Raw genomic sequence first — 23,498 nt, 5'->3', positions numbered from 1 at the left:
CGATCCTACGGGCGGCACTGCGCGGCTCGCAGCGGAGTCGAGGTCCGCTCGAAGAGAACAGCCAGACTCTGAGAGGTGCTCTCAGATATGGTGGTGTCCATCGTCGCAGTCCTCTCGGATCCGCGGCGCACCCCGCACCCACAGCGACTCAGATCCGCGAGTTCCCTCGGAGACCAGCGCACCTGAGAGAAGAGGAACCATGGCAAGCAACAATCCGGCCTTCGGACGCCCGGAGTTCAGCAACCGCGGCTACGCCGGCCGCGTGCAGGACCTCCCGGACGTCTCCCCCGGCACGCTCGACCAGATGTACTCCCGTCCGGCCGCCGGCTCCGTCGAGACCGACCGGATGACCGTCGAGGACACCCTCGCCAAGACCGCCCTCGCCTTCGTCGTGCTCCTCGCGGGTGCGGCCGTCGGCTGGTTCGTCCCGGGCCTGATGCTCCCCGCCGTGCTCGTCGCGCTGGTGCTGGGCATCGTCAACGCGTTCAAGAAGCAGCCGTCGCCCGCCCTGATCCTCGGCTACGCCGCGACCCAGGGCATCGCGGTCGGCGCGATCTCGAAGTTCTTCGAGAGCGCGTACGCCGGAGCGGTCGTCCAGGCCCTCATGGCGACCGTCATCGTGATCGGCGTCACCCTGGCGCTGTTCATGAACGGCAAGATCCGCACCTCGCCGAAGCTCAACAAGATCTTCTTCATCGGCATGATCAGCTACGCGGTGTTCTCGCTGGTGAACCTGGGCCTCGGCCTCTTCGGCGTCGGCGGCGGCTTCGGTCTCCGCACCGGCTTCATCGGCATCGTGATCGGCCTCATCGCCGTCGCGCTCGCCACGTACTCGCTCGTGATGGACTTCGAGTTCATCCAGCAGGGCGTGCGCAACCGCCTCCCCCGCATCTACGGCTGGACCGGCGCCTACGGCATCCTGGTCACCGTCGTCTGGATGTACCTGGAGATCCTGCGCCTCGTCGCGATCTTCCGCGAGTAGCACGGCGCACCACGTCCGACGGGCGCTCGACCTCCGGGTCGGGCGCCCGTCGTCGTTCCCGGCCCCACCGCCGTTCCCGGTGCACTGCCGGGAGCGCCTGGCACGATGGAGGGATGAGCGCCGCAGACTTCCGGATCGTCGGCCTCGACGTCGCACGCGGCCTGGCCGTCCTCGGCATGTTCGCCGCCCACCTCGCCCCCGTCGAGAGCGAGATGCTCTGGAACGGCCGCAGCTCCGTCCTCTTCGCCGTGCTGGCGGGAGTGTCGATCGGGCTGATGACGGGCGGAGCACAGCGCTCCTCGCGGCCCTGGCACGACACGGGATCGATCCTGCTCCGCGGGCTGTACCTGCTCGTCATCGGCGTCGCCCTCACCCTGCTCGGGACGCCGATCGCGGTGATCCTGCCGCACTACGGGGTGATGTTCCTCGTCGCGGCGCTGCTGCTCTTCCTGCCGCGGGCGGTCCTCGCTGTGCTGGTCGCGGCCGCGGCGATCGCCGGGCCCCTCGCGGTCGACGCGCTGACCAGCGCCGGCGGCTCCTGGCTCTCGACCCTGTCGCCCGACGAGGCGCTCCTGGCCGCGCAGCCCCTCATCTGGTTCACCCAGTACTACCCGGTGCCGTCGTGGCTGGCGTACGTGGTGCTCGGCCTCCTGATCGCGCGCTGCGACATCCGGTCCGCGACCACCCAGCGCTGGGTCGTCGTCGGCGGCGCCGTCTCGGCCGTGCTCGGCTACGGCGGCGGGCTGCTGCTCGGGGGTCCGGAGGCGGTGGAGGCGCACGCCAGCACCACCGCCGAGCTCCTCGGGGCGGGCGGGGTCGCCTGCGTGGTCCTCGGCGCGCTGACGGCTCTGCTGCAGCGGCTGCCGCTCCTGGCACGGGCGGCGACTCCGATCGCGGCCGTCGGTGCGATGCCGCTGACGATCTACTCGCTGCAGCTCGTGGCGCTGGCGGTGTACCTGGTCCCGTACGAGCCGTTCGACTTCGAGGCGTGGCGCAGCTGGGCGCTGCTCGGCGTCTTCGTGGTCGGCTCGATCGTCGCCGCTCTCCTCTGGAGGCGGCTCGTGGGGCAGGGCCCGCTGGAGTGGCTCCTCGCGCGCGCGTCGCTGCGGCCTCGGGGTCCGCGTGCGCCGCTGGGTTAGGGTGGCCGGATGATCACGCGTCGCGAGGCCGCTCAGCGCCTCGACATCCCCCTCGAGATGGCGACGCGGCACGGCATCCCCACCCGTCTGTCGGAGGAGGAGCTCGCCGCCCTCGAGCAGGATCCGCCCGCCTGGCTCGTCCAGTCGCGCGCGAACCGCACCGGCAGGCGTCCCGTGTGGGTGACCCTCGACTGCGCCGTCTGCGGTCGCTCCGAGGCCGCCCGCCCGAAGAAGTGGTGGCCCGAGTTCACGTTCCTCGTCTGCGAGGACCACTCCCCCGCCTCCTGGCCGCACCACCCCGAGGGCCACCGCCGCGACGAGTACGACGGCATCGGCACCCGCTTCATCGGTGTCCTCGACACCCCCGCCTGACCCGCGCTCGCGCGCCTGCCGCCCTCCGCCTGCGCCCCGGCCCCCGGACCGCCGCGCAGACCCGCGTTCCCCGACCACTCGGCAGGAGCTCGCTTCTCGGCCGGCACCCCCGGAACGTCCCCGCAGGGCCTCGAACCCCTGACCGCCACTCGATACGCCTCGCGAGGAACCGGTCGCCCCTGACCGATCCCCCGGCCTCACCGCGGCCACCCGTTCCCTGAACAGCCACCGGAGCTCGTTCCCCGACTTTGCACCCCGGGAACGGCCCGCAGGGGCTCGTTCCCCACTGCCTGCACCCAGGAACGGCCCCGCAGGGGCTCGTTCCCCTCTACCTGCACCCGGGAACGGCCCCGCAGAGGCTCGTTCCCCCACACTCTCCCCTCAACAAGAAACGGCCCCCTCGAAGGGGGCCGTTCCTGACGTTCCGCGGGTCTCCGCGCGGTCAGCTGCAAGGCGGAGAAGGGCGCGATACCGGAGGTATCGCAACCGCCGACAACGCCGCAGATGACCGTGCGGAGACCCGCGGAATCACTCCCACTCGATGGTGCCGGGGGGCTTGGACGTCACATCCAGCACCACCCGGTTCACGCCGCTCACCTCGTTGGTGATGCGGTTGGAGATGCGGGCGAGGAGGTCGTAGGGCAGGCGGGTCCAGTCGGCGGTCATCGCGTCCTCGGAGGAGACGGGGCGCAGGACGATGGGGTGGCCGTAGGTGCGGCCGTCGCCCTGGACTCCGACGGAGCGGACGTCGGCGAGGAGGACGACGGGGCACTGCCAGATCTCGGTGTCGAGGCCGGCGGCGGTGAGCTCGGCGCGGACGATGGCGTCGGCGTCCTGGAGGAGGTCGAGCCGCTCCTGGGTGACCTCGCCGACGATGCGGATGCCGAGGCCGGGTCCGGGGAAGGGCTGGCGGCCGACGATGACCTCGGGGAGGCCGAGCTCGCGGCCGATCGCGCGGACCTCGTCCTTGAAGAGGGTGCGGAGCGGCTCGACGAGCGCGAACTGCAGGTCCTCGGGGAGTCCGCCCACGTTGTGGTGGGACTTGATGTTGGCGGTGCCGGTGCCGCCGCCGGATTCGACGACGTCGGGGTAGAGCGTGCCCTGGACGAGGAAGTCGATCGTCTCGCCCTCGCCCTGCGCTTCGAGCACGAGCGCTTCGGCGGCGGCCTCGAAGGTGCGGATGAACTCGCGGCCGATGATCTTGCGCTTCTGCTCCGGGTCGCTGACGCCGGCGAGCGCGTCGAGGAACTGCTCGCGCGCGTCGACGGTGACCAGGCGGACGCCGGTCGCGGCGACGTAGTCCTCCTCGACCTGGCGGCGCTCGTCCTTGCGGAGGAGTCCGTGGTCGACGAAGACGCAGGTGAGCTGATCGCCGATGGCGCGGTGCACGATCGCAGCGGCGACGGCGGAGTCGACTCCGCCGGACAGGCCGCAGATGACGCGTCCGGTGCCGACCTGCTCGCGGATCACGGCGACCTGGTCGTCGATCACGTTGGAGGAGTTCCAGTCGGCCGGGATGCCCGCGGCGCGGTGGAGGAAGTTCTCGATGACGGCCTGGCCGTAGGCGGAGTGCTTGACCTCCGGGTGCCACTGCACGCCGTAGAGGCGGCGCTCGTCGTTGCCGAAGGCGGCGACCGGGGTGGAGCTCGTGGAGGCGAGGACCTCGAAGCCCTCGGGCGCCTGTGCGACCGAGTCGCCGTGGCTCATCCACACCGTCTGGTCGGCGGGCTGCTCGCCGAGGAGCACGCCACCGTCGGTCGAGAGGGCGGCATCCGTCGCTCCGTACTCGCGCAGCCCCGTGTTGGCGACCTCGCCGCCGAGCGTCTTCGCCATCACCTGGAAGCCGTAGCAGATGCCCAGGACCGGGACCCCGAGGTCGAAGATCGCGGGGTCGAGCTGCGGGGCGCCCTCCTCGTACACGCTGGAGGGGCCGCCCGAGAGGATGATGCCGACGGGCGACTTCGCGGCGATCTCGGCGGCCGTGGCGTTGGAGGGCACGATCTCGGAGTAGACGTTCGCCTCGCGGACCCGGCGGGCGATCAGCTGCGCGTACTGCGCGCCGAAGTCGACGACGAGGACGGGCTGCGCGGCCAGGTGCGGCTGGGGAGCGGTGGGCTGCTCGCTAATGGGGGGCCTCCACGGAGTCGGTCGGGGTCTTCGGGTCGGTGCCGGCGGTCCGGCGCTCGAGGTACTGCTCGACCTCGCGGGCGATGCGGGTCTCGACGAAGAAGGAGAGGGTGGGCACCACGCCGCCGAGCGCGATGAGCACGAAGCGCGTGAACGGCCAGCGCATGAGGCTCCACAGGCGGAAGTCGGCGAAGAGGTAGACGACGTAGAACCAGCCGTGCGCGATCAGGATGCCGGTGGACAGGTTCGCGCCGGTGCCGCTCGACGTGAACTCGCCTCCGGGCACCTCGTACATCGGGGCGAAGTGCAGGACGCCCTGCTGGCCGAAGGCGAACAGCTCCAGGTGGAAGACGTACTTGAGCAGCATCTCCGCGCAGAGCAGGAGCAGCATCACGCCGGTGATGATCGAGGTCACCCGGTAGAAGCGCAGCGCGCTCCGGATCGCAGGGAACTGCGCGGGCTTGGGCTCGAGGGGCATGACGACCAGTTTACGGTGCGGGGGCGGGGGCCTCGGCCCGGTCGCCCAGGTCGGCGCGGGCGCGCTCCTCGGCGTCGAGCGCCTCCTCGGCCTCGCGCTCCCACGCGTCCTTGACGAGGCGGAACCAGAGGTAGAGGGCGAAGCCGGCGAAGACGACCCACTCGATCGCGTAGAAGACGTTGAGCCAGTTCAGCGAGACGTCGCTCACGCGCGCCGGGGAGTCGATGGCCCCGAGGCCGGCGACCGGCTCGTCGACGACGACGTAGCCCTGGTAGACGTCCTGCGGCGGGTCCGGCCAGCGGTTGATCAGCGCGGGGACGGAGAGCGCGGTGAGGGTGGCGGGGTCCAGGCCCTCCGCCGGCGCCTCCGCGGCCTCGTTGGCCACGAGGCGGCCGGTGAAGGAGGCGGGCGCCTGCTCGCTCCCGCTGTTGAGCGCGTCCGCGACGGACTGAGCCTGCGTTTCGTCCTGCGTCCAGCCGTAGGCGAGCACCAGGTCGGCGTCGGCGGTGCGGGTACGGGCGATGACCCACCAGCCCGGCTGCTCGCCGTTCAGGCGGCCGCCGAGGATCTCGGCACCGCCCGGCACGAAGACGGACGAGCCCTCCACGCGCTGTCCGTCGGCGGTCGCCGTGATCGAGCGGGAGGGGGTCGCGACCTCGGCGAGCGGGAGCGTCGTCTCCGACACTCCGGAGTCGGGCGCGGCGGCTTCGACCGCGCGGCCGACCTGCCACTGCCCGAGCGCGGCGAAGAGCCCGGCGATCAGGAGTGCGAGCGCCAGCGCGGCGATCCAGCGCGGGCGCCGGGCCACCTGCCCGACCGTGCTCTGCGTCATTCGTCCCTCGTCCGCCCTCGATCCGTGCGGTGTCCCGCGGGCCGGATCGAGCCTAACCCGTGAGTGTGGGAGCTCCGTGGGATCAGTAGTCGGGCTCCCTCGGGCGGCGGGGCCGGGCGTCGTCGGCGCCGTCGGACTGCTGCATCGCCTGGTCGATGAGCGCCTGGCGCATCGGATCGGGGAACTCGTCGTCGAGCTCGTCCGGCTCCGCGGGGCGCCTCGGAGGAGCGGGGGCCTCCTCCGCGGAGACGGCGGGCGCGGCCATCGCCGCCTCCACGAGCGCGAAGTCCTCCTCGTCCATGGCGGTGGCCGCTGCGGGTGCCGGGCGGTGCCGCCGCCGCGAGAGGAACGCGCCGATGCTCTCGGAGCGCGAGGCGAGGATCGGCCCGACGATCGCCATGATCAGCACGTAGAGGCCGGCGAAGGGCTGGATCCGCTCGTCGAGCCCCGCCGAGAGCGAGAGCGTCGCCAGGATGAGCGCGAACTCGCCGCGGTTGTGCAGGATGAACGCCGCGTTCAGGCCCGCGCGCGGTCCGAGCTTGTTGAGCCACGCGACGAACTGCCCCGCGCCGAGGTTGAGGACGATGGTCATCACCGCGGCGATCAGCACCGGGACCACGACGCTCGGGAACGCGCCGGGATCCAGCCCGAGACCGAAGTTGACGAAGAAGAAGGCTCCGAACACGTCGCGCAGCGGGATCGCGATGTGCTCGACCCTCGACCGGAACCGCGTCGCTCCGATGACCAGTCCGATCAGGAACGCGCCGATCGCGTCCGTCACTCCGAGGACCTCGCCGATCCCGCCGAACAGGATGGCGAGACCGAAGAACAGGATCGTGAACAGCTCGTCGTCGCGGGTGCGGAAGAAGCGGGAGACGACCTTCCCGCCCCAGCGGGCGATCGCGAACATCACCACGAGGAACGCGAACGCGATGACGAGCTTGAGCACCACCGGCCACGGCTCCGTCTCGCCCGAGAGCACCACGGACACGATCGCCAGGTAGACCGCGATGAAGATGTCCTCGACGACCGTGACGCCCAGGATCATCGGCGTCTCGGGGTTCGCCAGGCGCTTGAGCTCGATCAGCAGCTTGGTGACGATCGCGCTCGAGCTCGTCGCCGTGATGCCGGCGATGATCAGCGCCTCGCGGCTCCCCCAGCCCAGCGCGAAGCCGAAGCCGAGGCCGACGGCCATGTTGACCGCGATGTAGGAGCCGCCGGAGAGGATCAGGCGGCCGGCGTTCCCGAAGAACTCGTCCTGGTCGAACTCCAGGCCGAGGTTGAACAGCAGGAGTATCAGCCCGAAGACCGCGGTCAGCTCGATGTAGCTCGACTCGAAGTCGAGCGGGAAGAGGTGGAAGTTCGGGCTCGCGAGGAGCCCGACGACCATGTAGATCGGGATGGCCGGGAGCCCGATCGTCCTCCCCAGCCGGCCGAGGACGTAGGCGACGACGAACAGGACGCCGAGGACGATGAGGTCTTCGCCGTGGTGCATCCTCAGGCTCCGGGCGGGGCGTCGACCGTCTTGGCGAAGCTGCCGGTGCGGAAGAACGCGAACGCCTTGGCGACCTTCTCGGGGCTGCCGGCGACCACGAGGGTGTCGCCGGGGAAGACGCGGAAGTCGGGGGCCGGCGCCGGATTGGCGGCGTCGCCCCGGACCACGGCGACGACGGTCAGCCCGACGATCCCGCGGTCGGCGGGCTTGCCGAGCTGCTGTCCGGCGATGTGGTCGTCGTAGTCGACGGTGAACCAGTCGATCGAGAGGCCCGGGATCTGGTCGAGCGCGGTCAGCGACTCCGTGATCTGCGTGCCGCCGAGGAGCTCGGCGAGGGTGTGCGCCTCGTCGTCGCTCAGGCGGAGGGACACCTTGGCGCCGTCCTGGTCGCCCTCGGCGAACGTGATCAGGTCGCTGTGGCCGGAGCGGTGGGCGATGACGCCGACCTTGCCGCCGTCGGCCGTCAGGAACGTGTGCAGAACCCCGACACCGGGCAGTTTGACCCTGCGGACCTCGACCATGCGTGCTCCCTCCGCGCCGTGCGGCGCTCCCACTCGGGACTTCCAGCTTAGGCGCGTGCGGAGCCCTCCTGCCGAGGGAACCCCGACCCGTCGAGGGATCCCGCGGTTCCCGGCCGGCTCGGCGGTCCTGCGTTCCCTCGCTGCCCACAGGTGGTGGGGGGAGTCTCCACAGGAGGAGCGGAGGGAGGGAAAGGGGGGGCGGAAGCGTGCAGTGGGGATCTGTCGAGACGGGGCGTGCCGCCGGTCGGACGAGTCCGTGCGGCTGCGCCGCGGTACGCGCCGACCGGCGAGTGGGCGGGGGCCTCCGCGGACGAGCGGTAGCGGGCGCGGATCGACGCCGTGGCCGCGACCTCGAGCGCGCCCTTCGTCCTCCGCGAGTCGGCGGCGGCGGCGGTCCGGGACGCCCCTTGGTCGAGCCTCTTGCGGAGACCGTGAATGTCGAGGGGCGACGGACCCGGGCAGCCGGACGTGGAACGGCGTCGCGGAGCGCTCGTCTGCCCTCACCCGCACTGATCGACGGACTCGCCGTCTCGGATCTCGCGCAGACCGCCGTCGATCCGAACCGACCCGGCGTTCCTCGGGGGCCGCTCGCCCGAGCACGTGCTTCTCGCCCAGAAGCGCCGGGAAGACCGGATCCGCGCGCGCGGGTCCGCAGTGTCGTCCGCCGGGCTGGCGCGAGGCCTACGACGCCAGCACGTCCGGCCGGCCCGCGCCGGCGTCCGCCGCGTCCAGGGACCCCCGGGCCGTCGAGGGAGCCCGCTGTTCGCGGTGGCCTCGACGGTCAGGATCGCCTCGGTCGGTAAGCGTCAGCTGGGCTGGTACGGCGCGACGACGACCTCGACCCGCTGGAACTCCTTGAGGTCGGAGTAGCCGGTCGTTGCCATCGAGCGGCGCAGGGCGCCGATGAGGTTCGCCGTGCCGTCGGCGCCGGTCGCCGGGCCGTAGAGGACCTGCTCGAGGGTGCCGACGGTGCCGACCTCGACGCGGCGGCCGCGCGGCAGCTGCGGGTGGTGCGCCTCCGCGCCCCAGTGCCAGCCGCCGCCCGGAGCGTCGGTCGCGCGGGCCAGCGCCGAGCCGAGCATCACGGCGTCCGCGCCCACCGCGACGGCCTTCACGATGTCGCCGGAGGTGCCGAGGCCGCCGTCCGCGATGACGTGCACGTAGCGTCCGCCCGACTCGTCGAGGTAGTCGCGGCGAGCGCCGGCGACATCGGCGACCGCGGTCGCCATCGGAGCCTGGATGCCGAGCGTCGTGCGGGTGGTGGAGGCGGCACCGCCGCCGAACCCGACGAGGACGCCCGCGGCGCCCGTGCGCATGAGGTGCAGGGCCGCGGTGTAGGTGGAGGCGCCGCCGACGATGACGGGCACGTCGAGCTCGTAGATGAACTTCTTGAGGTTCAGCGGCTCGGTGTCGCGCGAGACGTGCTCGGCCGAGACGGTCGTGCCGCGGATGACGAACACGTCGACCCCGGCGTCGACGACGGTCTGGTACAGCTCCGCGGTCCGCTGGGGCGACAGGGCCCCGGCGACGGTCACGCCCGCGGCGCGGATCTCGGCCAGGCGCGCGGTCACCAGCTCGGGGCGGATCGGAGCGGAGTAGATCTCCTGCATCCGCTGCGTCGCGGTCTCGGCCGGAAGCCGGCGGATCTCCTCGAGCAGCGGCTCCGGGTCCTCGTACCGCGTCCACAGGCCCTCGAGGTCGAGGACGCCCAGCGCCCCCAGATGCCCGAGCCGGATCGCCGTCGCCGGCGACACCACCGAGTCCATCGGCGCGGCGAGGATCGGCGTCGCGAACTGGTACGCGTCGATCGACCACTTCACCGACACGACCTCGGGGTCGCGCGTCCGGCGGCTCGGGACGACGGCGATGTCGTCGAAGGCGTACGCGCGGCGGGCGCGCTTGGCGCGCCCGATCTCGATCTCCATGACGCAGAGTTTACTGTGGCTCGCTCCTCGCTCCGCTCGTCGCTCGCCCGCGGTCGGCCCGAGCGGGCGGTCGCGTTCCGCAGAGCGTCCTGCGTCCGCGCTACGGCGATCCGCTCGCACGCGGATCGCCGGTCACCGCTGAGCGGTGTCAGCTGTGGCTCGCTCCTCGCTCCGCTCGCCGCTCGCCCGCGGTCGGCCCGAACGGGCGATCGCGTTCCGCGGAGCGTCCCGCGTCCGCGCTACGCCGATCCGCTCACACGCGGATCGCCGGTTACCGCTGAGCGGTGTCAGCTGTGGCTCGCTCCTCGCTCCGCTCGCCGCTCGCCCGCGGTCGGCCCGAACGGGCGATCGCGTTCCGCGGAGCGTCCTGCGTCCGCGCTTCAACGATCCGCTGGAACGCGGATCGCCGGTCACCGCTCCCACCGGGCTCCGCACCAGGCCGCGATCGACGCGAGCGGGCGCACTCCACCAGCAGGTGAAGCCTGCGCGGCCGCCGCCACGATTCGCTGCAACGCGGGAAGCCCGTCCCCACTCCGTCGCGCTCGCGCGCGGTGCACGACCACTCCCCCGCGACGGCAAAGGCGGAAGCCTCCCCCCGCAGTCGCGGCGGCGCCTCGCGCCGCTCGCGCTGCGTCCCCCGCCCCTCAGCCGAGGACCGGCGCTCGTCTCCCGGAGGGAGGCGGCGGATCGGGATCGCGGCCCCTCCGGCGTGGTGGGCGTATGGGCCGCAGGCCCATCGGGCAGAGGGGCCGCGATCCCGATCCGCCGCCGGCCCCACCAGACCTCTCAGCGCCGGTAGTTCGGCGCCTCCACCACCATCTGCACATCGTGCGGGTGCGACTCCTTCAGCCCGGCCGCCGTGATGCGCACGAACTTCCCGCGCTCCTTCAGCTCGGGGATGGTGCGCGCTCCGACGTAGAACATCGACTGGCGGAGCCCGCCGGCGAGCTGGTAGGCCACGTTCGCGAGCGGGCCGCGGTAGGGCACCTGGCCCTCGATGCCCTCGGCGATCAGCTTGTCGTCGGTGGGCACGTCGGACTGGAAGTAGCGGTCCTTCGAGTAGGAGGTCCGCTCGCCGCGGGTCTGCAGAGCGCCGAGGGAGCCCATGCCGCGGTAGGTCTTGAACTGCTTGCCGTTCTGGAACACGAGGTCGCCGGGGCTCTCCTCGCAGCCCGCGAGGAGCGAGCCGAGCATCACGGTGTCGGCGCCGGCGACGAGCGCCTTGGCGATGTCGCCGGAGTACTGGAGGCCGCCGTCGGCGATCACCGGCACGCCGGACTCGCGCGCGGCGAGGGACGCCTCGTAGACCGCGGTGACCTGCGGGACTCCGACGCCGGCGACGACGCGGGTGGTGCAGATCGAGCCGGGGCCGACGCCGACCTTGATGGCGTCGGCGCCCGCGTCGACGAGGGCCTGCGCCCCGGAGCGGGTCGCGACGTTGCCGCCGATAATGTCGACGCCGGCGAACGCGGAGTCGGACTTCAGGCGGCGGATGATGTCGAGCACGCCGGCGGAGTCGCCGTTGGCGGTGTCGACGACGATCACGTCGACGCCCGCGTCGAGCAGGGCGGTGGCGCGCTGCCAGGCGTCGCCGAAGAAGCCGATCGCGGCGCCGACCCGGAGGCGGCCCTCGTCGTCCTTCGTGGCGTTGGGGTACTGCTCCGACTTGTCGAAGTCCTTGACCGTGATGAGGCCGGCGAGCTTGCCCTGCGCGTCGACGAGCGGCAGCTTCTCGATCTTGTGCTGCGCGAAGAGGGCGATGACCTCGCTGTCGGGGATGCCGACGCGTCCCGTGATCAGACCGGTGCTGGTCATCACGTCGCGGACGAGCGTGGTCGCCTTCTCGAACGGCGAGACGAAGCGCATGTCGCGGTTGGTGATGATGCCCACGAGCACGCCGGTGGAGTCGACGACGGGGAGGCCGCTGATCCGGTACTGGCCGCAGAGGTCGTCGACCTGGGCGACGGTGGCGTCCGGGGTGGTCGTGACGGGGTTCGAGACCATGCCCGACTCGCTCCGCTTCACCCGGTCGACCTGGTCGGCCTGGTCGGCGATGGAGAGGTTGCGGTGCAGGACGCCGAGGCCGCCCTGGCGGGCCATCGCGATCGCCATGCGCGCCTCGGTGACGGTGTCCATCGCCGCGGAGAGCAGCGGGGTCGCCACGCTGATGCGCTTGGTGAGACGGGAGGCCGTGTCGGCCTCGCTCGGGATGACGTCGGTGTGCCCCGGGAGGAGCATGACGTCGTCGTAGGTGAGTCCGAGGAATCCGAAGGGATCCGGCTGGTCCATCAATGCCCCTTAGCAGGTCGAGTGCGGGAGCCCGGAGAGGACGGGAGGAGTCCGCTCACGAGCGCCACGGTTGTTCGATCTTAAGCGCCGTGAGGCTCGCGGTATTCCTCGACGGCGCGGCCGCCGGGCCGCGGATGGGCACTGGAGCGCTCTCCTCTCCCTCATAATGTCGTCACGCGTAAGTGCGGACGGTGAAACACCGCCGACACATGCGGAACGTATGGTCAACCAACGTTGTTTGACGACGGCGATTCGGGCGTGCCCGGAGACCCCATCCGTCTGTGCACCCTGACGAGAGGTAGACGTCTTGCTCACAGCCAGCCGTTCGATGCGCCGCCAGCGCTCGACGACCCTGCATCCGACGGACCGGGAGGCGCCCCGTGGATAGGAGACGCCCGAGGCTCCGAGACCGGCTCCTGGCCCTGGGTCTGCTCGCCGCGACCCTCACCGGGATCGCCGCGGCGGCCCCCGCCGCACTCGCCGCCACCACCGCCGACCAGTCGATCATCGCCTGGGTCCGCGTGCAGGGGACGAACGAGAACCTGACGGGGGTGACCGTCGAGATCGGCGGCGACGCCTCCGCGACCGTGACCACCGGCGAGGACGGCCGGGCCACGTTCCCCCTCGACGCCGCGGGCACCTACACGGTGACCGTCGACGAGGAGTCCCTGCCCGCCGACAAGGGCTACCCCGCCGCGGGTCAGAACCCGAAGCAGGTGAAGATCGTCGCCTCGCAGAACCAGATCGTGAACTTCATCGTCTCGACGGCCAACCCGAAGGGCTCCGGAGCGACCGTCCCGGTCCCGACGGACTCCGCAGCTCCGACCAGCCCCGCGACCGAGGGCACGACCGGCAACGACGCGACGAACCCCGACGGCACGTCCAACGCGGTGAACCAGCCGGTGTCGGCCGACACGTTCTGGATCATCTTCTGGCCGAAGGTCGTCACCGGCCTGATCTTCGGGCTCCTGATCGCCCTCGCGGCGATCGGCGCCTCGCTGATCTACGGCGTGACCGGCCTGAACAACTTCGCCCACGGCGAGCTGGTCACCTTCGGCGCACTGATGGCGTACCTCTTCTCCGGGGTCTTCGGACTCCCGGCGCTGCTGGCCATCCCGATCGCGGTGATCCTCGGCGGGGCCTTCGGCTTCGTCCAGGACGGACTGCTCTGGAAGCCGCTGCGGAAGAAGGGCATCCAGCTCATCCCGCTGATGATCGTGACGATCGGCCTCTCGCTGGCCCTGCGCTACGTGTTCGTCTTCTTCTTCGGAGCCGACCGCCTCTCGCTCCCCAACAGCACCGCTCCGTTCTTCACGGTGCCGGAGCTCGGGATCAGCCTGAAGTTCACCGACATCGTCGGCGCCGTCGTCGGCGTCGTCTGCATCGTCGCCGTGGCCTACGTCCTCACGAAGACGAAGATCGGCAAGGCGATGCGGGCGGTCTCGGACAACCGGGCCCTCGCCTCCGCCTCGGGCATCAACGTCGAGCGCGTCATCCGCGTCGTCTGGGTGATGTCGGGCGCTCTCGCCGCGCTGGCGGGGGTCTACATCGGCTACTACCAGTCGCTGCGCTGGGACACGGGAGCGTCGATCCTGCTGCTGATCTTCGCGGCGATCACGCTCGGCGGACTCGGTTCCGCCTACGGCGCGCTGGTCGGCTCGCTCATCATCGGACTGATGATGAACATCTCGACGATCTGGATCCCGGAGAACCTCAAGTACGTGGCTCCGCTCGTTCTCATGATCATCATCCTCCTGGTCAGGCCGCAGGGAATCCTGGGCCGCAAGGAACGGATCGGCTAGGACACCATGAACCTCAACTTCATCTGGCTGGCGATCGGGCAGATCGTCGATCCCACTGTCGCCGCGTACGCGCTGGCGACCATCGGCCTGGTCATCCACTTCGGATTCACGGGGCTGCTCAACTTCGGACAGGCCGGCTTCATGGCGGTGGGCGGCTACGCCTTCGCCATCACCTCGGTCAAGTTCGAGTGGCCCGTCTGGGGCTCCTTCCTCGCGACGATCGTCGCGGCGACCGTCTTCGCGCTCATCCTGGGCATCCCGACGCTCCGGCTGCGGGCCGACTACCTCTCGATCGTGACGATCGCGGCGGCGGAGATCATCCGGCTCTCGGTCAAGACCCCCGAGTTCTCGGCGATCACCGGCGGCTCGGAGGGCATCAACGGCGCGGCGAAGGCGTTCAACGACCTCAACCCGCTCCCCGAGGGCCGCTGGGGCATCGGCGTCCTCACCTACAGCCAGGACCAGTGGTGGGTGCGGATCGTCGGCTGGGGCCTCGTGCTCCTGGCCTGCCTCCTGGTGTTCCTCCTGATGCGCAGCCCCTGGGGTCGCGTCATCAAGGGCATCCGCGAGGACGAGGACGCCGTGCGCTCGCTCGGCAAGAACGTCTTCTCGTACAAGATCCAGGCGCTCATCCTGGGCGGCGTGCTCGGAGGCCTCGCAGGAGCGCTGTTCATCCTCCCCCGCTCGCTCCAGCCCGACAACTACGGCACCCAGCTCACGTTCTTCCTCTACACGATCATGCTGCTGGGCGGCGCCGCGACGGTCTTCGGACCCGTCGTCGGCTCGATCATCTTCTGGGTCGTCCTCGGTCTGACCGACGGACTGCTCACGCTCGGGATCGACACCGGGGTCCTCAACAACGACCTCATCCGCCTCACCACCGTGCAGACCGGACCCATCCGGTTCATCGTGGTGGGGGTAGCCCTCATGCTCCTGGTGATCTTCAGACCCCAGGGGATCTTCGGCAAGAAGAAGGATCTGCACTTTGCCTAAGACGCCGGTCTCGGACATCACCGAGGAAGCAATCGTCCCCGGGGTCAGGAAGAAGGACCCCATCGTCGTCGCCGACAACGTCAGCCGCCGCTTCGGCGGCCTGACCGCGGTCGACGTCGAGCACCTCGAGATCCCCCGCGGATCCATCACCGCCCTGATCGGCCCGAACGGGGCCGGAAAGACCACGTTCTTCAACCTGCTGACGGGCTTCGACAAGCCCAACACCGGCAAGTGGAACTTCAAGGGCAAGAACCTCGCCAACGTCCCGGCCTACCGGGTGTCGCGGATGGGCATGGTGCGCACGTTCCAGCTCACCAAGGCGCTCGGCGGCATGACGGTGCTCGAGAACATGCTGCTCGGCGCGAAGGGGCAGAAGGGCGAGAACATCTTCACCTCGCTCATCCGCCCGCTGTGGTCGAAGGAGGAGGACTCGATCGAGCAGCGCGCGATCCGCCTGCTCGAGAAGTTCAAGCTGGACACCAAGCGGGACGACTACGCGTCGAGCCTGTCGGGCGGCCAGAAGAAGCTGCTCGAGATGGCGCGGGCGCTGATGTCGGAGCCCGAGCTCGTCATGCTCGACGAGCCGATGGCCGGCGTGAACCCGGCGCTGACGCAGTCGCTCCTGGGTCACATCGTGAACCTGAAGGACGAGGGCATGACCGTGCTCTTCGTCGAGCACGACATGCACATGGTCAACACGATCGCCGACTGGGTGATCGTGATGGCCGAGGGCAAGGTCGTCGCCGAGGGCCCGCCCTCGACCGTGATGAACGACCCGGCCGTCATCGACGCGTACCTCGGCGCGCACCACGACACCGACCTGGGCACGATCGAGGGCCAGCTCGAGATCGCCGAGGAGATGGACTCCGACCTCGTCCGCGAGGACGTGGAGCGGCAGGCGGAGCAGGCCGGCATCCCGACGCCCGGCCACGACGCTCCGGCGGCCGGAACGGCGTCCCCGTCGGCCTCCGCGCCGACGAGCGTCGCCCCGACGACCGACGCCCCGGCCGTCGAATTCGAGAAGGACGAGAGATGACCGCCGACACGACGACTCCGAACACCCTCGAGACGCACGATCTGCACGCGGGCTACGTGCCGGGGGTCAACATCCTCAACGGCTCGAACGTCTACGTGAAGCGCGGCGAGCTCGTCGGGATCATCGGCCCGAACGGCGCCGGCAAGTCGACGCTGCTGAAGGCGATGTTCGGCCTGGTCAACATCCGCCAGGGCACCGTCCTGCTGAACGGCGAGGACATCACCGGCCTCAAGGCCGACAAGCTGGTGTCCAAGGGCGTGGGCTTCGTGCCGCAGAACAACAACGTCTTCCCGTCGCTCACCATCGAGGAGAACCTCGAGATGGGCATGTACCAGAAGCCGAAGCTGTACAAGGAGCGGCTCGAGTTCGTCACCGAGCTCTTCCCGGAGCTCAGCAAGCGGCTCAAGCAGCGCTCGGGGTCGCTCTCGGGCGGTGAGCGCCAGATGGTGGCGATGTCGCGGGCTCTGATGATGGACCCGTCGATGCTGCTGCTCGACGAGCCCAGCGCCGGCCTGTCCCCGATGCGGCAGGACGAGACGTTCGTCAACGTGCAGCGGATCAACCGCGCGGGCGTCTCGATCATGATCGTCGAGCAGAACGCGCGGCGGGCGCTGCAGATCTGCGACCGCGGCTACGTCCTCGACCAGGGCCGCGACGCCTACGAGGGCGCGGGCCGGGAGCTGATGAACGACCCCAAAGTCATCGAGCTCTATCTGGGCACGCTCGCGACGACCAACGAGGTCACCACGAGCACCCCGACCGTCGGCGGCTGATCCCCGCGGCGAAGGGCCCGTCGTCTCCGGACGGCGGGCCCTTCGCCGTTCCCGGGGCGCGGAGCGGGCGCGAGCGGGGCCGAGGGGCCGGTGCGGCTCCGGGGCGGAGGCGGGGCCGCTCGCGCAGGGCGCCGGGCCGCTCGGAGTCCACTCGGAGCAGGGCGGGAAGGCAGGCGGCTCACGCCCCGGAGACGCGCCGGCACGGGGTACCGGAGAAGGGAGGCGAGGGAGCCGCTCTCCCGGCGCGGACACGCCTTCACCGGTCTCTCCGCGATGCCCGCCGAACCCCCGGGAAGTCGGCGGAACGGCGGGCCGGACACTCGGTCTCCTGTCCGCGGGACGAGGGCAGGACAGCGAGAGTCTCTCCGCACCAGCGACCCCCACGAGGGGGACAGGATATCGCCCTGCCTGCCGTAGTTTTGGGGACACGGGACAGCCCTGCAGGGGGACGTCCCGCTCCCCTCTCCCCCGGTAGGGACCGCGATCGGTCGCCGATCTCCTCCCCTCCCCGCAGCGCCTCGAGCGCCGCGTCGTCCGCCTCGAAGGAGCCGACCATGAAGAGCTACACCCCCGCCCCTGTGGAACTCGGAGCCGGCTTCGGCACCGGTGCGATCGGCGACTACGAGCGCTGGCGCGTCGTCGGCGTCTACGCCCAGGTCGTCATCGCCGAGACCACCGGCGGCAAGCGCCGCAACTACAGCCGTTCCTTCGTCACGTACCGCCTGGCGCAGGAGGCGGAGCTGCTCCGCGCCTCCTAGGTCCTCCGCACTCCACGAGCGCGCGTCCTCCCTCCGGAGGGCGCGCGCTTCTGCGTTCCCGCTCGACGTCGTCGCTCCCGCCCGCGGTCCGGCAGGGCGCCCCTCGAGGCCGGGAGAGGCGCTCGGAGGCGCGTACAGGCCGTCCGAGCCGCTCCTCCTCCCGGGTGGCTCCTCGACGCCATGCCGGGCCCTGGACGCCGCGGAGCCGTCCGCCCGCACCCGACAGCGGCCACCCTCCCGGACGACCGCCGCGCCTCGCTGCGTCCGCGCTACCGGCGCGTCTCCGCCTCTGCCCTCCGGGAACGGCGAAGGGGCCCGGTCCGAAGACCGAGCCCCTCAGGGATGCGGCAGGAGCCGCGTCACCGCGTCGTCAGTTCAGCGAACCCTCGACGGTCTCCTCGAAGGAGGTGGTGTTGCCCGTGCCGTACTTGTAGATCGAGACCGAGGCCTCGCTGGTGTCGCCGTTCTCGTCGAACGAGATCGGGCCGGAGAGGCCGTCGTAGTCGACGTCCTCGCCGTCGGCGATGAGCTTCGCGCAGTCGGCGAAGGTCGTGCACTTGGTGCCGCCCTCCGAGACCGACATGAGGTTGTCGCGGATGGTCGCACCGTCCGTCGCCCCGCCCTGGAGCGCGGCGAGAGCGGTCAGGACCGTGGCGTCGTACGACTCCGGCGCGTAGCTGAACACGGTCAGCGCGTCGTTGCCCTGCGACTCGACGAGCGACTGCAGCTTGCCCTGGAAGTCCTCGGACGCCTGGACGCCCGGGTTGGTGAACTGCGCGCCGGCGATGTCGACGTTGGTGTCGGACTCGCCGATGACGCCGTAGTTGCCGTCCGTGCCGTAGAGCTTCGAGAAGTCGAAGCCCTTGGCCGAGAGCTGCTCCGCGATGGTCTTGATCTCGTCGAACGAGATGACGACCAGCGCATCGGGGTTCGGGGCGAGGACCGAGGTCAGCGCCGAGTTGAAGTCGGTCGAGGCCGGCTCGAAGATCTCCTCGGCCGCGACGGATGCTCCGCCCGCCTCGAGGGTCTCCTTGATGTTCTTCTCGAGGCCGGTGCCGTACGCGTCGTTCATGTACAGGATCGAGACGTTGGTCTTGCCGTCGCCGAGGATCTTGTTGCCGAGGATGCGGCCCTGGAGCACGTCCGAGGGAGCGGTGCGCCAGTAGTAGCCGTCGTCGTCGTAGGTCGTGAAGTCCGGCGAGGTGTTGGCCGGCGAGATCTGGACGACGCCCGCCTGGGTCACCTGGTCGATGAAGGTCTTCGAGACGCCCGAGGACGCCGCTCCGATGATGGCGGAGACGTTGTCGGCGATGAGGGACGTGGCCGACTGCGTCGCGATGTCGGTCGTGGTGTCGCCCGAGTCCTTCTGCTCCACGTCGATCGTGATGCCGGCCTTGGCGTCGTTGATGTCGACGACCGCCTGGTCGACGCCCGCGATCTCGGGCGGGCCGAGGACGGCGAGGGTGCCGGTCTGCGGGAGGATCGTGCCGATCTTGAGGGACAGGTCGCCCGAGCCGCTATCGCCGCTCGATCCGCTGTCGCCGCCGCCGGCGCAGCCGGCGAGGACGAGAGCGCTGGCGCCCAGAATGGCGACGCCGCCGAGGGTTGCCCGGAGGGACCGCGCGCGGGCCGAGCCGGCCTTCGCGTAAACGCCCATGTTGCTCCTTGAGAGGTGTGTGTCAGTGGGAGCGGCGCCGGTGGCAACCGCTCGGCCAACCTAACCTCCGAAGCAGCCGTGAACAATACAGGGGTGTTACCAATACGTTTCGCGACCGGATCGTTACCATTCCGCTGTCGCGCCGCGCCAGGACGACGCGTTCCGCAGATCAGACGGAGGAACGGCGCCGTCTGCGCTCCGCGGCGACGAGGTCGCCTGAGAAGATCGCCAGGGCGGCCCACACCAGCGCGAAGCCGATCCAGCGCTCGAGCGGCATCTCCTCGTGCAGGACGAAGGCCCCGACGAGGAACTGCAGGAACGGCGTCAGGTACTGCACGAAGCCGACGATCGACAGCGGGAGCCGGCGGGCGGCGCCCGCGAACAGGAGCAGCGGGACGGCCGTGACGATGCCGGCCGAGGCGAGGATGAGGGCGTGCCCCGTCCCCTCCGTCGTCAGGGTCAGCCCCACCGTGGAGCCGACGACCGCCAGCTGCACGACGGCGAGCGGCGTCAGCCAGAGCGTCTCGAGCGTCAGCCCGCCGACCGCGTCCACCGTGCCGCCGACGCGGCTCTTCACCAGGCCGTAGAGGCCGAACGAGAAGGCGAGGGCGAGCGAGATCCACGGGAAGGATCCGTAGCCCACCGCGATGACCAGCACCGCGACCGCGCTGACGCCCATCGCGGCCCACTGCAGTGGCCGGAGGCGCTCGCGCAGCACCAGGACGCCCAGCAGCACCGTGACCAGCGGGTTCATGAAGTAGCCCAGGGCCGCCTCGATGACGTGGCCCGTGGTCGTGGCGATCACGTAGACCTGCCAGTTGACGTAGATGAGCACGCCCGCGATCGCCATCACTCCGAGCAGGCGGGGGCGGCGCAGCAGCGCGCCGAAGGAGCGCCAGCCACGGAGGACCGTGAGCAGGATCACGCAGAAGACGAGCGAGAAGAGCACTCGGAACGCGACGATCTCGAACGGCGAGGCCGGCGCCATCGCGATGAAGTAGAGGGGCATCGCACCCCAGAGCAGGTAGGCCGAGAACGCGAACAGCAGCCCCGTGCCGGACATCCCGCCCGGGCGTCCCGCCGCTCCGAGCGCCTCCACTCCTTCGCCGACGGGCACGTCCGAAGGGGACGGCGAGACGGACTCGGCAGGGGTGCGGGAGCTGGTCACTCCCCCGATGCTACGCAGGCGCGGGGTGGGAGGACGGCCCCGTAGCGGTCGGATCAGGCCACTGGTCGCGAGGAGGACCGGGAACGACGGAAGGGCCCGCCGACCGAGGTCGACGGGCCCTTCCGAGGGATGCTGCCTAGCGGACGACGACCGCGAGGACGTCGCGAGCGGAGAGGACCAGCAGGTCCTCGCCACCGAACTTGACCTCGGTTCCGCCGTACTTGGAGTAGATCACCTTGTCGCCGACGGCGACGTCGAGCGGCACGCGGTTGCCGTTGTCGTCGATGCGACCGGGTCCGACGGCGACGACCTCGCCCTCCTGCGGCTTCTCCTTGGCGGTATCGGGGATGACGAGACCGGAAGCGGTCACCTGCTCCGCCTCGACCTGCTTGATGACGATGCGATCTTCGAGCGGCTTGATGGACACCGACACGGTTGACCTCTTTCTTGACGACGATGTGGGCGGAACGCGGTTCTGGCACACACGCTCCGAGAGTGCTAGATCCATCGTAGGGGCTCCGCTGGCACTCGTGCAATCAGAGTGCCAAGCAGGGCGCGGACCCGCGGGGAGGCCGTGGCCTACCATGGCCGGATGCGACGCGACGAGCTGGTCGAGCTCCTCTCCCCCGAGGGCCTCCGGCTCCTCGACTCCCTCGACGGCTACCGGTCCGACGACCTGGTGCGGGCCGTGGCACGCCTCCGGGCCGCCGGCCACTCCCCCGTCCTCGTCGCCGCGGTGCTCACCCAGGCGAGGCTCCGGCAGAAGGCGGAGGCGAAGTTCGGCGAGTTCGCCCGCTCGATGCTCTTCACGGACGCGGGACTCGAGCAGGCGACGCGGCTGCGCGTCGCCGCCCTGCACGCCGGCCGGTTCGCGGCTGCGGGAGCGGCGCGCGTCGCCGACCTCGGCAGCGGGATCGGCGGCGACGCCCTCGCGATGGCCGCGATCGACCTGGCGGTCACCGCCGTCGAGGCCGACGAGGTCACCGCGACCCTGGCCAGCTTCAACCTCGCCCCGTTCCCCGCGGCGAGCGCCGTGCACTCGACGGCCGAGACCTTCGACCTCGACGGCTTCGACGCCGTCTACCTGGACCCGGCACGCCGCACGGCGGGCCACCGCGAGACCCGGCGGCTCGACGATCCGGACGACTACTCCCCCTCGCTCGACTTCGCGTTCGGCCTGGCCGAGCAGCGTCCCGTGGGCGTGAAGGTGGGTCCCGGCTTCGACCGCGAGCGCCTGCCGCGGGACGCCGAGGCGCAGTGGGTCTCGGTCGACGGGGAGCTGGTCGAGACCGGGCTCTGGTTCGGTTCTCTGGCGCGCCCGGGCGTGCGCCGCTCCGCTCTGCTGCTCGGCGCGACCGGCTCCTCCGAGCTCACCGCGGCGGGCGACAGCGAGGACGAGGAGGTCGGCCCCCTCGGCGCGTTCGTGCACGAGCCGGACGGCTCCGCGATCCGCGCGCGCCTCCTGGGCGAGCTCGCGCGCTCCAGCGACTCGCGGATGCTCTCGCCCGGCATCGCCTACCTGACAGGCGACCATGCGGCCGCCTCGCCCTTCCTCCGCAGCTTCCGGGTCCTCGCCGAGCTGCCGCTGGACGAGCGCACGCTGGCGAAGGAGCTGCGCACCCGCGGCATCGGCGTGCTCGAGATCAAGAAGCGCGGGGTGGACGTCGACCCCGCCCGCTTCCGCAAGCGGCTGGGCCTCTCCGGCACCGGCAGCGCGGTGCTGATCCTGACGCGGATCGCCGGGCGCCACCGCGCGCTGCTCGCGGAGCGCGTCGAGCGGCCCGCGCCGGCTCAGTAGCCGGAGGTGCCGGCGGCGAGGGCCACCACGACGAAGACGAGGAAGACCGCCAGGTAGATCAGCGAGACGGCGATGCCGGCGAACCCGGTGATGATCGCGGTCAGCGCGAAGCCGCGCGCGGCCGGCTCGCGCCGGCGTCCGAGGAAGCCGAGCACGACGGCCGGAGCCGACAGCAGGAAGCCGAAGCCGGCGGCGAAGAGCGTGATGACCAGGCCGACGATGCCGAGGATCATCCCGACGAGGCTCAGCGTGCGGGGGACGACGGGCGCCGGTGCGGCCGCATAGGCGGCGGGGTGGCCGGGCACGGAGGAGTAGGCGGGCGCGGAGGAGTAGGCGGGCGCCGAGGGGTACGCGGGCGGGGGCGGCGGCGACCCGTAGGCCGGCGGCGCGGAGTCGGCGAGCGGCACCGACGGCTGCGACGCGGCCGAGGGCGGAGCGGGCGGAGCAGGGGGGACGGGCGGGGCCGGCGGGACCGGGACGGAGCCGTGCTGCTCGTCGGAGCCGGGGCCGGGACGGGTGCTGTCGTCGCTCATGGCGCGAGTCTAGCCAGCACCCCGGCGGCGGCGGAGGGGTTCCGTCCGCTCACGCGGGCAGGTACCCGCCGTCGCGCAGGTCGCCGACGAAGGCCGTCCAGGCGAGGTAGGCGATCACCGCGAGGACGATCGCGAGGTAGCCCAGCACGAAACCGGCGACCGCGAGACCGCGTCCGCGCTGTCCGGAGCGTCGGGCCTGGGCGAAGCCGATGTGGCCGAGGACGATGGCGGCGGGCGCCAGCCCCAGCAGTCCGCACACCAGAGCCGCGACCGCGAGCGGATTCATCGGCGGGCGGCGGGGCGGGAGACCGGGGTAGGGATCGGCGGCGGCCGTCGGCGGCGGGTAGGCCGCCGACGGCTCGCCGAGCGGAGGGGCGAACGGCGCGGGCGCCGGTCCGGTCTGCGGTCCGGGCGCGGTGTCGTCGGTCACGGTGTCCTCCTGGTGGTGCGGGCGCCCCCGAGCCTCGGAGGCGTGTCGATCAGTACCCGGTCGAGGGCATGGTCGCCGCGATCGAGAAGAGCGCGACGAACGAGATGATGGTGATGATGATCGCGACGAAGCCGATGATGACGGCGGCGAGGGCGAGGCCGCGGCCCTTCTCCCCCGTGCGCTTGATCTGCGACAGTGCGATGAAGCCCAGCACGATGCCCACGATGGAGACGAAGAACGAGGCGATGAAGCCGATGATCGCCAGGATGTTGTAGCGGTCGGACGCGGGCGTGTACGGAGTGGTCATGGAATCCCCCAGGGTCAGGAACGAGCGGATGCGGCCAAGAGTGGCAGTGGCACGATCCGCCTGTCAAAAAGCTGGACGGCGCT

Annotated in this window: 22 protein-coding genes; 9 read left to right on the top strand and 13 right to left on the bottom strand. The window is 71.0% G+C overall.

What is annotated here, in order from left to right; translation table 11 throughout:
• Positions 1-199 precede the first annotated feature (199 nt).
• The 3 genes from GTU71_RS00645 (at position 200) to GTU71_RS00635 (ending at position 2,493) form a co-directional block, all read left to right on the top strand.
• The gene (locus tag GTU71_RS00645; protein WP_104224741.1) at positions 200-982 is read left to right on the top strand and encodes a Bax inhibitor-1/YccA family protein; all 783 of its coding nucleotides are present in this window, start codon (positions 200-202) and stop codon (positions 980-982) included.
• Positions 983-1,095: 113 nt separating this feature from the next.
• Complete coding sequence (locus GTU71_RS00640) at positions 1,096-2,121, top strand: DUF418 domain-containing protein (protein ID WP_159939086.1); 1,026 nt, start codon at positions 1,096-1,098, stop codon at positions 2,119-2,121.
• 9 nt (positions 2,122-2,130) lie between these two features.
• Positions 2,131-2,493 carry a hypothetical protein gene (locus GTU71_RS00635; RefSeq protein ID WP_104224739.1) on the top strand — a complete coding sequence of 121 codons (363 nt, stop codon included), beginning with the start codon at positions 2,131-2,133 and terminating at the stop codon, positions 2,491-2,493.
• 528 nt (positions 2,494-3,021) lie between these two features.
• Here the strand turns inward: GTU71_RS00635 and guaA are convergent.
• The 7 genes from guaA to guaB form a co-directional block, all read right to left on the bottom strand.
• Positions 3,022-4,587, bottom strand: a complete 1,566-nt coding sequence (gene guaA, locus GTU71_RS00630; protein ID WP_104227304.1) for a glutamine-hydrolyzing GMP synthase — start codon at positions 4,585-4,587, stop codon at positions 3,022-3,024.
• Between the two features lie 28 nt (positions 4,588-4,615).
• Positions 4,616-5,098, bottom strand: a complete 483-nt coding sequence (locus GTU71_RS00625) for a DUF3817 domain-containing protein (RefSeq protein ID WP_104234169.1) — start codon at positions 5,096-5,098, stop codon at positions 4,616-4,618.
• A gap of 10 nt (positions 5,099-5,108) precedes the next feature.
• Positions 5,109-5,930 (bottom strand): SURF1 family cytochrome oxidase biogenesis protein, encoded by an 822-nt coding sequence (locus GTU71_RS00620; protein WP_159939085.1) that lies wholly within the window; start codon positions 5,928-5,930, stop codon positions 5,109-5,111.
• An 82-nt stretch (positions 5,931-6,012) separates the two neighbouring features.
• A complete protein-coding gene (locus GTU71_RS00615; protein ID WP_104234167.1) occupies positions 6,013-7,425 on the bottom strand; it encodes a cation:proton antiporter in 1,413 nt (470 codons plus the stop codon).
• Between the two features lie 2 nt (positions 7,426-7,427).
• Positions 7,428-7,946 (bottom strand): TrkA C-terminal domain-containing protein, encoded by a 519-nt coding sequence (locus GTU71_RS00610; protein ID WP_068256939.1) that lies wholly within the window; start codon positions 7,944-7,946, stop codon positions 7,428-7,430.
• Between the two features lie 806 nt (positions 7,947-8,752).
• Complete coding sequence (locus GTU71_RS00605; protein WP_104224734.1) at positions 8,753-9,871, bottom strand: GuaB3 family IMP dehydrogenase-related protein; 1,119 nt, start codon at positions 9,869-9,871, stop codon at positions 8,753-8,755.
• A 786-nt stretch (positions 9,872-10,657) separates the two neighbouring features.
• Positions 10,658-12,160: an IMP dehydrogenase gene (gene guaB, locus GTU71_RS00600; protein WP_104315142.1), complete on the bottom strand. Its 1,503-nt coding sequence runs from the start codon at positions 12,158-12,160 to the stop codon at positions 10,658-10,660.
• Between the two features lie 380 nt (positions 12,161-12,540).
• On the opposite strand from guaB, the gene GTU71_RS00595 reads away from it, so the two are divergent.
• From GTU71_RS00595 to GTU71_RS00575, 5 genes are all read left to right on the top strand, one after another.
• Positions 12,541-13,962 (top strand): branched-chain amino acid ABC transporter permease, encoded by a 1,422-nt coding sequence (locus tag GTU71_RS00595; protein WP_104224732.1) that lies wholly within the window; start codon positions 12,541-12,543, stop codon positions 13,960-13,962.
• A 6-nt stretch (positions 13,963-13,968) separates the two neighbouring features.
• Positions 13,969-14,955, top strand: a complete 987-nt coding sequence (locus GTU71_RS00590; RefSeq protein WP_104224731.1) for a branched-chain amino acid ABC transporter permease — start codon at positions 13,969-13,971, stop codon at positions 14,953-14,955.
• Positions 14,948-15,991, top strand: a complete 1,044-nt coding sequence (locus tag GTU71_RS00585; RefSeq protein WP_104251056.1) for an ABC transporter ATP-binding protein — start codon at positions 14,948-14,950, stop codon at positions 15,989-15,991. Before GTU71_RS00590 ends, GTU71_RS00585 begins: the two co-directional genes overlap by 8 nt.
• The gene (locus tag GTU71_RS00580) at positions 15,988-16,764 is read left to right on the top strand and encodes an ABC transporter ATP-binding protein (protein WP_104224729.1); all 777 of its coding nucleotides are present in this window, start codon (positions 15,988-15,990) and stop codon (positions 16,762-16,764) included. The genes GTU71_RS00585 and GTU71_RS00580 overlap by 4 nt, the downstream gene beginning before the upstream one ends.
• Positions 16,765-17,318: 554 nt before the next feature.
• Positions 17,319-17,522 (top strand): hypothetical protein, encoded by a 204-nt coding sequence (locus GTU71_RS00575; RefSeq protein WP_104234164.1) that lies wholly within the window; start codon positions 17,319-17,321, stop codon positions 17,520-17,522.
• Positions 17,523-17,892: 370 nt separating this feature from the next.
• Here the strand turns inward: GTU71_RS00575 and GTU71_RS00570 are convergent, their stop codons facing one another.
• From GTU71_RS00570 to groES, 3 genes are all read right to left on the bottom strand, one after another.
• Positions 17,893-19,179 (bottom strand): ABC transporter substrate-binding protein, encoded by a 1,287-nt coding sequence (locus GTU71_RS00570; protein WP_104329666.1) that lies wholly within the window; start codon positions 19,177-19,179, stop codon positions 17,893-17,895.
• A gap of 169 nt (positions 19,180-19,348) precedes the next feature.
• Positions 19,349-20,242 carry an EamA family transporter RarD gene (gene rarD, locus GTU71_RS00565; protein ID WP_104224726.1) on the bottom strand — a complete coding sequence of 298 codons (894 nt, stop codon included), beginning with the start codon at positions 20,240-20,242 and terminating at the stop codon, positions 19,349-19,351.
• Positions 20,243-20,483: 241 nt separating this feature from the next.
• The gene (gene groES, locus GTU71_RS00560) at positions 20,484-20,780 is read right to left on the bottom strand and encodes a co-chaperone GroES (protein WP_097167691.1); all 297 of its coding nucleotides are present in this window, start codon (positions 20,778-20,780) and stop codon (positions 20,484-20,486) included.
• A 159-nt stretch (positions 20,781-20,939) separates the two neighbouring features.
• Between groES and GTU71_RS00555 the strand changes: the two genes are divergently transcribed.
• The gene (locus tag GTU71_RS00555; RefSeq protein ID WP_159939084.1) at positions 20,940-22,145 is read left to right on the top strand and encodes an SAM-dependent methyltransferase; all 1,206 of its coding nucleotides are present in this window, start codon (positions 20,940-20,942) and stop codon (positions 22,143-22,145) included.
• Here GTU71_RS00555 and GTU71_RS00550 read toward each other — a convergent pair.
• The 3 genes from GTU71_RS00550 to GTU71_RS00540 are packed head-to-tail and all read right to left on the bottom strand — an operon-like array spanning position 22,139 to position 23,415.
• Positions 22,139-22,678, bottom strand: coding sequence for a DUF4190 domain-containing protein (locus GTU71_RS00550; protein ID WP_159939083.1), 540 nt, complete (start codon positions 22,676-22,678; stop codon positions 22,139-22,141). The genes GTU71_RS00555 and GTU71_RS00550 overlap by 7 nt on opposite strands.
• A 49-nt stretch (positions 22,679-22,727) precedes the next feature.
• Complete coding sequence (locus GTU71_RS00545; protein WP_104234159.1) at positions 22,728-23,108, bottom strand: DUF4190 domain-containing protein; 381 nt, start codon at positions 23,106-23,108, stop codon at positions 22,728-22,730.
• Positions 23,109-23,157: 49 nt separating this feature from the next.
• Positions 23,158-23,415, bottom strand: coding sequence for a DUF4190 domain-containing protein (locus tag GTU71_RS00540; RefSeq protein ID WP_104225014.1), 258 nt, complete (start codon positions 23,413-23,415; stop codon positions 23,158-23,160).
• Between the last annotated feature and the right edge of the window lie 83 nt (positions 23,416-23,498).

Origin of the sequence: Rathayibacter sp. VKM Ac-2762 (assembly GCF_009866585.1) — a bacterium.
GTDB lineage: Bacteria > Actinomycetota > Actinomycetes > Actinomycetales > Microbacteriaceae > Rathayibacter.
This window is presented reverse-complemented; position numbering and strand designations above follow the sequence as displayed.

Bases quoted from the DNA above. Each gene is read 5' to 3' on its own strand.
- GTU71_RS00645 (WP_104224741.1), top strand. From the start codon at position 200: ATGGCAAGCAACAATCCGGCCTTCGGACGCCCGGAGTTCAGCAACCGC.
- GTU71_RS00640 (WP_159939086.1), top strand. From the start codon at position 1,096: ATGAGCGCCGCAGACTTCCGGATCGTCGGCCTCGACGTCGCACGCGGC.
- GTU71_RS00635 (WP_104224739.1), top strand. From the start codon at position 2,131: ATGATCACGCGTCGCGAGGCCGCTCAGCGCCTCGACATCCCCCTCGAG.
- GTU71_RS00625 (WP_104234169.1), bottom strand. From the start codon at position 5,098: ATGCCCCTCGAGCCCAAGCCCGCGCAGTTCCCTGCGATCCGGAGCGCG.
- GTU71_RS00620 (WP_159939085.1), bottom strand. From the start codon at position 5,930: ATGACGCAGAGCACGGTCGGGCAGGTGGCCCGGCGCCCGCGCTGGATC.
- GTU71_RS00615 (WP_104234167.1), bottom strand. From the start codon at position 7,425: ATGCACCACGGCGAAGACCTCATCGTCCTCGGCGTCCTGTTCGTCGTC.
- GTU71_RS00610 (WP_068256939.1), bottom strand. From the start codon at position 7,946: ATGGTCGAGGTCCGCAGGGTCAAACTGCCCGGTGTCGGGGTTCTGCAC.
- GTU71_RS00605 (WP_104224734.1), bottom strand. From the start codon at position 9,871: ATGGAGATCGAGATCGGGCGCGCCAAGCGCGCCCGCCGCGCGTACGCC.
- guaB (WP_104315142.1), bottom strand. From the start codon at position 12,160: ATGGACCAGCCGGATCCCTTCGGATTCCTCGGACTCACCTACGACGAC.
- GTU71_RS00590 (WP_104224731.1), top strand. From the start codon at position 13,969: ATGAACCTCAACTTCATCTGGCTGGCGATCGGGCAGATCGTCGATCCC.
- GTU71_RS00580 (WP_104224729.1), top strand. From the start codon at position 15,988: ATGACCGCCGACACGACGACTCCGAACACCCTCGAGACGCACGATCTG.
- GTU71_RS00575 (WP_104234164.1), top strand. From the start codon at position 17,319: ATGAAGAGCTACACCCCCGCCCCTGTGGAACTCGGAGCCGGCTTCGGC.
- GTU71_RS00570 (WP_104329666.1), bottom strand. From the start codon at position 19,179: ATGGGCGTTTACGCGAAGGCCGGCTCGGCCCGCGCGCGGTCCCTCCGG.
- rarD (WP_104224726.1), bottom strand. From the start codon at position 20,242: ATGTCCGGCACGGGGCTGCTGTTCGCGTTCTCGGCCTACCTGCTCTGG.
- GTU71_RS00555 (WP_159939084.1), top strand. From the start codon at position 20,940: ATGCGACGCGACGAGCTGGTCGAGCTCCTCTCCCCCGAGGGCCTCCGG.
- GTU71_RS00550 (WP_159939083.1), bottom strand. From the start codon at position 22,678: ATGAGCGACGACAGCACCCGTCCCGGCCCCGGCTCCGACGAGCAGCAC.
- GTU71_RS00540 (WP_104225014.1), bottom strand. From the start codon at position 23,415: ATGACCACTCCGTACACGCCCGCGTCCGACCGCTACAACATCCTGGCG.